This is a genomic window from Anoxynatronum sibiricum (genome assembly GCF_039414295.1).
Lineage (GTDB): Bacteria > Bacillota > Clostridia > Peptostreptococcales > Tindalliaceae > Anoxynatronum > Anoxynatronum sibiricum.
The window spans coordinates 1-8,171 of the sequence record NZ_JBCITM010000037.1; the positions used below are offsets into that span (position 1 = coordinate 1).

At 42.8% G+C, this 8,171-nt stretch carries 5 protein-coding genes and 12 tRNA genes; all 17 read right to left on the reverse strand.

All coding sequences use genetic code 11. From position 1 onward, the window contains the following. Positions 1-196: 196 nt before the first annotated feature. Positions 197-709, reverse strand: a complete 513-nt coding sequence (gene moaC / locus AAIG11_RS17625) for a cyclic pyranopterin monophosphate synthase MoaC (RefSeq protein ID WP_343187528.1) — start codon at positions 707-709, stop codon at positions 197-199. A gap of 30 nt (positions 710-739) precedes the next feature. Continuing rightward, entirely contained in the window at positions 740-1,945 is a 1,206-nt protein-coding gene (thiI, locus tag AAIG11_RS17630; protein ID WP_343187529.1) for a tRNA uracil 4-sulfurtransferase ThiI, read from the reverse strand. A 4-nt stretch (positions 1,946-1,949) separates the two neighbouring features. Further along, entirely contained in the window at positions 1,950-3,101 is a 1,152-nt protein-coding gene (locus AAIG11_RS17635) for a cysteine desulfurase family protein (RefSeq protein WP_343187530.1), read from the reverse strand. Between the two features lie 105 nt (positions 3,102-3,206). Then, complete coding sequence (locus tag AAIG11_RS17640) at positions 3,207-4,607, reverse strand: S-layer homology domain-containing protein (protein WP_343187531.1); 1,401 nt, start codon at positions 4,605-4,607, stop codon at positions 3,207-3,209. A gap of 240 nt (positions 4,608-4,847) precedes the next feature. Further along, on the reverse strand, positions 4,848-6,812 hold the full coding sequence (locus AAIG11_RS17645; RefSeq protein ID WP_343187532.1) for a SpoIID/LytB domain-containing protein: 1,965 nt from the start codon (positions 6,810-6,812) through the stop codon (positions 4,848-4,850). Between the two features lie 260 nt (positions 6,813-7,072). Continuing rightward, positions 7,073-7,149, reverse strand: a tRNA-Arg gene (locus AAIG11_RS17650). A 6-nt stretch (positions 7,150-7,155) separates the two neighbouring features. Beyond that, positions 7,156-7,229, reverse strand: a tRNA-Cys gene (locus AAIG11_RS17655). Positions 7,230-7,241: 12 nt separating this feature from the next. Beyond that, positions 7,242-7,317 (reverse strand) — tRNA-Lys (locus AAIG11_RS17660). Positions 7,318-7,324: 7 nt separating this feature from the next. Next, a tRNA-Gly gene (locus AAIG11_RS17665) sits at positions 7,325-7,399 on the reverse strand. A 14-nt stretch (positions 7,400-7,413) separates the two neighbouring features. Continuing rightward, positions 7,414-7,496, reverse strand: a tRNA-Leu gene (locus AAIG11_RS17670). A 13-nt stretch (positions 7,497-7,509) separates the two neighbouring features. Further along, positions 7,510-7,586: transfer RNA gene (locus tag AAIG11_RS17675), tRNA-Asp, on the reverse strand. A gap of 6 nt (positions 7,587-7,592) precedes the next feature. After that, positions 7,593-7,668, reverse strand: a tRNA-Val gene (locus AAIG11_RS17680). 4 nt (positions 7,669-7,672) lie between these two features. Continuing rightward, positions 7,673-7,747, reverse strand: a tRNA-Glu gene (locus AAIG11_RS17685). Between the two features lie 8 nt (positions 7,748-7,755). Beyond that, positions 7,756-7,832, reverse strand: a tRNA-Met gene (locus AAIG11_RS17690). Positions 7,833-7,844: 12 nt separating this feature from the next. Beyond that, a tRNA-Met gene (locus AAIG11_RS17695) sits at positions 7,845-7,920 on the reverse strand. A gap of 31 nt (positions 7,921-7,951) precedes the next feature. Further along, positions 7,952-8,040 (reverse strand) — tRNA-Leu (locus tag AAIG11_RS17700). Positions 8,041-8,045: 5 nt separating this feature from the next. Continuing rightward, positions 8,046-8,120, reverse strand: a tRNA-Asn gene (locus AAIG11_RS17705). Positions 8,121-8,171 lie beyond the last annotated feature (51 nt).

An 8,171-nucleotide genomic window follows, 5' to 3' on the forward strand; every position in this document is an offset into this window, starting at 1 on the left:
CTGAACATGGTCTCTCTTTGTCATCATTCGAATCACCCCTTATATCTATATTCGACATCAAGGGGCGAATCTCCTTTTTGATTGCAAGAAAAAAAGCCTATTTTCATAGACTTTTTCAACAACCTCACCGGCGTGATAACTTCAACGCCGGTTTTTGATATTATATTGATAGTCCGCACCAGTACTTTTAAAGATATTATCCTCGTACTACTGGAATTTCATCTTCTTCTGTGCCGGGTCTGGCATAATCACCTGATTTTCCTCCGGATTTGCGCAACAGACAAATATCTGTTATGGTCATTTCCTTATCAATGGCTTTACACATGTCATAAATGGTCAGTGCTGTTACTGATACCGCAGTCAATGCTTCCATTTCCACACCCGTTTTGCCAGTTGTTTTGACACTTGCCAGGATTTCAATTCTATTGTTTTCCCGATCAATCTGAAACTGAACATCGGCTCCTGAAAGAAACAGATTGTGACACATGGGTATCAGCTCACTGGTTCTTTTAGCAGCCATTATGCCAGCCACTTGAGCCACTGCCAGAACATCCCCTTTATTAATATCGTGCTCAATGATACGACGAAGTGTTTCTGATTTCATTATAATGGAACCCTTGCAAATTGCCTCGCGCTGTGTGTTCAGTTTGTGTCCAACTTCAACCATTTTGGCACGGCCTTCTTCATTAAAATGTGTTAGCTTCGACATACTGCTTCCTCCTTTTGCACATTATCCAGGCTAAGACAAAGCATCTTCGCCCACCACCTGATGCAATGACTCTTTAACCCATTCCACTTCAACGCTATTCAACAAATTGGTGGTCATCGCTTCCATCTCAATTATCTTTTCCGAGTTGACAATTTTATCCAGACGTGGTTTGGTGACAGGGCGTTTAGGTAAAAACACAGTGCAACAATCCTCAAATGGCAAAATAGACGTCTCATAAGTATCAATTTTTCGGGCTACCTGAATGATTTGACTTTTATCCATTGCTATTAATGGCCGAAATACAGGTAATGACACTGCTTCATTTGTTACGCGTATGCTTTGAATTGTTTGACTTGCCACTTGCCCCAACGACTCCCCAGTAATCAGTGCATCGCACTCGTGTGAGGTAGCCAGCATTTCTGCCAATCGTGTCATCATTCGACGCACCAAAATTGTTCCTTCGTCATCCGGACACTTCTCGGCAACTTCTTGTTGAAAGGGCAGCAGGTTAATAGAAAACAATTGAATTGGTCCACAATAATGCGAAAGTAGCCTGGCTAGATTTTTGACTTTATCCTTAGCTTGCTTGCTTGTATATGGATAACTGTGAAAATGCACTGCCTTTAAAGCAACACCTCTTCGAGCCACCATCCAGCCAGCCACCGGACTGTCGATTCCTCCAGAAAGCAACAGCATCGCATTGCCATTGGTTTCCCGTGGCAATCCACCTAATCCACGAACTCTATCGCTGAACACATAAGCTGATTCCTTAATTTCCACATGAATGGTTGTCTCTGGATGATGTACATCCACTAAAAGCCCTTCAGTGTGTTTTAACAGATGCGCTCCAATCTCTCGGCTGATTTCCTGAGAGCTAATTGGAAACGACTTATCTGTTCTCTTTGTCTGAACCTTAAATGTTTTTATTCCCCGCTGCATTTGAAGATGCAACACTTCATTAAGTGCAGCTTCTTTTATCCCTTCCATAACGACAGGAATTTTGACAGCGATACTGATCAAATCAATACCAAATACCTTCATCAGCGCTTTCAACAGTGGAGATTCATCCCGCTGGTCGAAAGGCACGTATATTCGATTATGCTGCAAGTAAAACGAATGACACCCTAATGGCTTGAGCACGCGCCGAACTGACTTCATAAGCTTTTCTTCAAAAAGGCGTCGGTTTTTCCCCTTTAAAACCGTTTCACCACTTCGGATAATAATAAGCTTTTCCAACGATTCACCTCTTCATCATTTTTCTCATTTTTTTTGTATTTCTTACCAAACAATCCGAAAAATAATCCACTTCTTCAAGTGTAAGACTTTCATCAAAGCTAACCCTCAAAGCGCCTTCAATTAAATGATCAGGTACTTTCATCGCCTTTAGAACATGACTGCCTGCTTTGTGTGATGAACATGCCGACCCAGCTGACAGATGAATCCCATCATCTGAGAGCATACGTAGCATCACTTCGCTCTTTGTTCCTTCAATGCATATCTGAAGAATCCCCGGAGCCTGATTGTCCTCAGCTGCCTCAATTATGTGAACATCGTCGAGAACTGATTTTAGTGTCTCAATCATTTGGCATCTCATGTTTCTTGTGTTAATTATTTTTTCGTTTAGGCCATTTATCTTCAGCTCTAATGCTGCTTCCATGCCAGCAATTCCTGCAATATTCTCAGTACCGGCTCGAATCCCGTTTTCTTGTCCACCGCCGATAATCATAGACTTTACCTTTTGTGGATAACGAATGTATAAAGCTCCAACACCTCTGGGCCCATTAAATTTATGACCACTGATACTATAAAAATCAGCTTGCAGTGCAGACACATTCACTCGAATTTTTCCCACAGCCTGAATACCGTCAATGTGAATCAATGTATTCGGATTGCAATCTCGAATGACCTTGATCGCGGCCTCCAGCGGTTGTTTAATTCCTGTTTCATTATTAATGTGCATTAGACTAACCATTGCTGTTTCACTCGTTACCATTGATTCCAGTGCTGCAACATCAATCATTCCATCTTTCTGACAAGGAATCTGAAATACTTGTTCGCCGCTTTTTTTTAAAAAGCTGTATGGCATCATTACAGATGGGTGTTCAATAGCGCTGCATACCCACTGGTACCGGCCAAACTTCCAACCATGCGTCCCCATGATTGCCAGATTGTTGCCTTCTGACCCTCCAGATGTGAAAACGAGCTCTCCTGATGATACATGGAGCAAGTCCTTGATTGTTTTTCGGGACATTTCCATTTTCTGCTTAACAGAATATCCAGCATGGTGTATTGAGGAAGGATTCGCGTAATCTTCCTGATAGCTTTGATTCATAACGCGCATCACACTGACATCTAATTTTGTTGTTGATGCATTATCCAAATATATTTCCATGTACATCCCCCGCTTAAATGAACTCGACGCTTATCATCATAACGGAATATGTCAGCGATGTAAAGCTTCCAATCGTTGTTTATGGATTGGAAGCTCTCATATCATCTATTGACTTTGAAGAATGATTTGTTTTGCAAGACCTGTGAGATGTTCTTCCACTTCAGATTCAAAGAACCAATAACGAGAATGCTCCTTTAACTGTTCCCAGTAGTTCTCGAGGCGATCAAGTGCATCATCCGTTCCTTTATCAACAAAGCTGATGAATACGTCATTTTGAATCAGAATCAACAACGTTCTGATATCTGTTTCGGATTGGATCAATGGCGGATAAAGCTCCGCTGCCTCTGTCAAACGATTTTGCTTCAACAGTTTTTCACTAAGAAGTATCGTTGATTCAATCTTTTCCTGTCTATTCAACTCACTTCGGCGATGTCGCTGAAGTGCATCAATGAATAGAGTGTTAGGGGCTTCTTCTTGAATTTCATAAGCTAACAACAAGAAATTATTTACATCTGACGGATTCATACTCATGTATTTTTGCAAGGCTTCTGTCGCCAGTTCCACCCTTCTTAACGGATTAATGGATTGATCGTAGACCATCAAATAAAAATTGTTTGCCAAAACTCTTTGATAGTCCTGATTTTTCAGACTCCATAAAGTTTCAATTGGATCAGGATCATAAAGATCGCGTTCATCGAATGGTATAAATCCTACAATGTCCCGATATTCAAGTGTCGCAATAACATTGTTCATTTTTCGATCTAATTCATTATACTCATTTCTGTCTAGCGGAATATCAAAAACAGGATACCTTAATGGTCTGATATTTTCTGGATATGCAATCGAGAGTCGGTCTTCTTTCAAATAGGAAAGATTATGATATATTTTTTCTGCCAGCACAGCTGCTTCAGCTCGGGTAATCAAATTTTCTGGGCGAAATGTCCCATCCTCATAACCACTAATAATTCCACTGGCCACCAGTTCGCTCAATTGATTTGCATAGGGATCATCGGCATTCACATCACTAAAGTGTATGTCTTTCGAATTAGAAATAGGGGGTGTTGTCAGGCCATGTGTTAAGAGTGCCACTTCAAGACGTGTAATTGGTATGTTTGGATAAAAAAAATCATCCGGAAAAACAGCTTTAAATGCGAAGACATCTTCCCGGGCCGCAAACCTATGCTTATGAACATTCTGGACACTTTTAAATGCCCAATGATTCACTGGCAGATCGCTGTATTCTACATCACTTAGGGAAGATTCACTTTTCAATCCATTCAAATTAATGACTTTATTGATCATCACAACAAATTCTGCTCTAGTGATGGAATGATCAGGTCTGAAAGTTCCGTCAGGATACCCGCTGAAAACCGGGACATCGAAACTTACCTGATAGATTGCTTCTTCAGCCCAGTGATTTTCAATGTCACTGAATATAAAAGCATTGACTGTACATGTTGAAGAGATTATCATCAACACCAGTATTATTATGCTCCATCTTTTCATGATTTACCTCCTGTCAAACGTCAAATTCGTAATATGACATCACATGACTTATGTTCTTTAGCCTTTCTATGTTTACATACTACCCAATAGTTGTAACGATATTGCCCGTAAATGGTTTCAGATTTTATAAACATTTTTATTCTTCTTCAGAAAACGACAAACAAGCGATTCGAGACAATCCTCTAGTAGAATGCCCTGAATCGCTTGTTTAGTTTAATCACAAACTAATAAACAAACTATTTATTCAATGTGAACTCCTAAATAATAGTGTTGCAGAATCTGCTGCCAGGAATATCCCGCTTCTGCCATCGCTTTTGCTCCATATTGACTCATCCCTACACCATGACCAAATCCTTTACCATAAAAAATAACTGATCCATTAGTTAGCTGTATATCGAAATAATGGCTTTTAAGACCAAATACCCATCGATTTTCCTGTCTAATGATTTCTTGAGTACCCTGACTACCCACAACAACCAACCTGCTGACACGTCCATTTTCAGTTGTCTCATCAATATACACACTTTCTACTTCACCTATATCCATTTGACTATTGCGCATTGCCTGTTCAAGCTCTGAATATGTCATGCTAACTTCCCAGCTCGCATGAGTAGTATTGAGCGAATATGAATCTTCCACTCCTCTAGCATATGGAACAGCCTCACGCCACACATTTTCACTTGATTCAGTACGCCCTCCGCTATTGGAATGATAGTACGGAATTACCAGTTCTCCCTGGTAGGTCATCATTATTCCAGCGGTTTGATCGACTGCTTGATTGGTGCTTGATTGTTCACTGGCATATCCACCATATACCTGGGAATTAACCGTTGTACAAACGTCAAAACCCAAATCATGATACTTGCCAAGGTTCGCCATGGCAAAACCTCTGGCTGCAACAGCCTGTGCCTTGAGTGCTTCTAAACTCCAACTGTGTGGCATCTCGCGTGGTACAACACCGTACAGGTACTGTTCAATAGGCAATCGATTAATGACCGTCAAGTTTTCGAATGGTTTTCGAATGGCAGTCACTGATCCGCGATATTTTGACTGACCTATTTGCACCAGTGACTGATCGGGAATATTCGATCCCGAAATAATGTGAAGCGGCGTCTCTGATGAATACACAATAATTGGATTTCCTGTGCTGTTATTGATTCGAACGCGCCTCGAGTCAGCGGCAACAACATGCCACTTATCAGGGTCAAGTTCCATTATTTTGATATGCTGATCTGCATCTGATGCAGTGTGATAAGGGCCAAGATAAATATTCCATCCATGCCCGTCACGAGCGACTAACCCGGTTATTCCTGACAAACGCAACTCCTGCAAGAAATCCTGAGCCCTCTCCAATGTATGTATCCACCCATCAGTGCCAACATAATAATCATCATCACGTTCCAACTGCAATTGATTCGTATCCTGGATCCTAATTTGTGGATTGAACCGATCACCTTCAAACTCACCAACGACAAATCCATCACCTGTTGTTATCTGTACGCGAGACACAGCAGTTTCGCCAAAGCTAACGCCTACATCGATTAATTCTGGAATAGCTGATTTATCAAATGGTTGATGAAAAATGTAACTGTCTTCCGGATCCAGTTGAGTCGAGTGTCTGGTAACAGTTGTAAGTGTTTCCTGCTCATTAACATCTTGAGTTATTGCTGTTTCAGGTAAGAGCACAGGAAACTCCAGGGAAGCAATGCGAGCTTGCTCGTTCCAACCCACAGCCCCATAGTTTTTCAATTGATTAAAAAAAATTGCTGTCTGTCCATCAATGTTAAACGAAGCAACTTCAACACCATCAAGATACGTTTTAATATCGGTAAATAACACTGGATAAATTCGCTTACCTGGTTCTATCTGTAACACTTCATAAGGTTTTCCAGTAATACTCAGTGCTAAGTTTCTATTCACATGAAGTGTTTTCTCCTGTTCATTCCAGGTAACGTTAAACCCATATGCCCGCAAATCTTCAACAATGATAGCTGTATATCCGTTAATATTGAGCGAAGGGATAGATTTATTGTCAATGGATGCCAGTATATCGGTGGAAAGAACTTCACCGATCTCTGTCCCCACTGTCATGGCGTGGCCTGCGGTAGTCATCAGCAGCATTGCAGTCAAAATGATTGCCATGCTGATAATCAATGTTGAAAAACTCTTTTCGGTTAAAAAACCTTTATTGTAAAATGCTCTCATGGCATATCCCCTCCCCTTTGAAACTACATTCATTTTACATAATATGACTGTTTTAGTAAAGCGGAATGAGTGATATGTTATGTAGTTGTAAGAATCAAGGCACATTACTCACACCAAACCATGGTGTTGTTCTGATATCCCCGAAAAACATGATCACCACGCCATAAGCTTCCAACAGTAATTATTTTCGATCAGGTGACTACTCTATATATACAAAAAAGGTCCGAACGCTTAATTAGCGTTTAGACCTTTGCACTTTCTGGTGCGCCCAGAGAGATTCGAACTCCCGACCTCTTGATTCGTAGTCAAGCACTCTATCCAGCTGAGCTATGAGCGCACGATGTGGAGGCGACACCCAGACTCGAACTGGGGATAAAGGTTTTGCAGACCTCTGCCTTACCACTTGGCTATGCCGCCTTATAATAAATCTGGTGACCCATCCGCGACTCGAACGCGGGACACCCTGATTAAAAGTCAGGTGCTCTACCGACTGAGCTAATGGGTCAAATCACTGGAGCGGAAGACGGGAATCGAACCCGCGACCCTCGCCTTGGCAAGGCGATGCTCTACCGCTGAGCCACTTCCGCATAGCAATAAAATATGGTGCGGGTGGAGGGACTTGAACCCCCACGGTCGCCCGCTAGATCCTAAGTCTAGTGCGTCTGCCAATTCCGCCACACCCGCAACAATATAAAGATGGCGACCCGGAAGGGACTCGAACCCTCGACCTCCAGCGTGACAGGCTGGCATTCTAACCAACTGAACTACCGGGCCGGATATTGGTGGGAGCAACAGGGCTCGAACCTGTGACCCCCTGCTTGTAAGGCAGGTGCTCTCCCAGCTGAGCTATGCTCCCACATTGGTGACCCCTAGGGGAATCGAACCCCTGTTACCGCCGTGAAAGGGCGGTGTCTTAACCGCTTGACCAAGGGGCCTGGTTAATTGGTAGCGGCAACAGGAATCGAACCTGTGACCTTTCGGGTATGAACCGAACGCTCTAGCCGGCTGAGCTATGCCGCCATATTAAAACAATGGTTGCGGGGACAGGATTCGAACCTGCGGCCTCCGGGTTATGAGCCCGACGAGCTTCCAGCTGCTCCACCCCGCGTCGTCAATTAATGCATCTTATGCTAAAATCCTGGTGCCGAAGACCGGAATCGAACCGGTACGATCTTGAAGGATCGCAGGATTTTAAGTCCTGTGCGTCTGCCAGTTCCGCCACTTCGGCATGATTGGCTCCAGAGAGAGGACTCGAACCTCCAACCTACCGGTTAACAGCCGGGTGCTCCACCATTGAGCTACTCTGGAATGTTAGGGTATTTAGAAGGTAAGGAGTCGCAGCGACCTACTCTCCCAGGA

What these genes read in the sequence shown, in the direction of transcription:
- moaC (WP_343187528.1), bottom strand. Translation starts at nt 709, where the DNA reads ATGTCGAAGCTAACACATTTTAATGAAGAAGGCCGTGCCAAAATGGTT.
- AAIG11_RS17635 (WP_343187530.1), bottom strand. Translation starts at nt 3,101, where the DNA reads ATGGAAATATATTTGGATAATGCATCAACAACAAAATTAGATGTCAGT.
- AAIG11_RS17640 (WP_343187531.1), bottom strand. Translation starts at nt 4,607, where the DNA reads ATGAAAAGATGGAGCATAATAATACTGGTGTTGATGATAATCTCTTCA.
- AAIG11_RS17645 (WP_343187532.1), bottom strand. Translation starts at nt 6,812, where the DNA reads ATGAGAGCATTTTACAATAAAGGTTTTTTAACCGAAAAGAGTTTTTCA.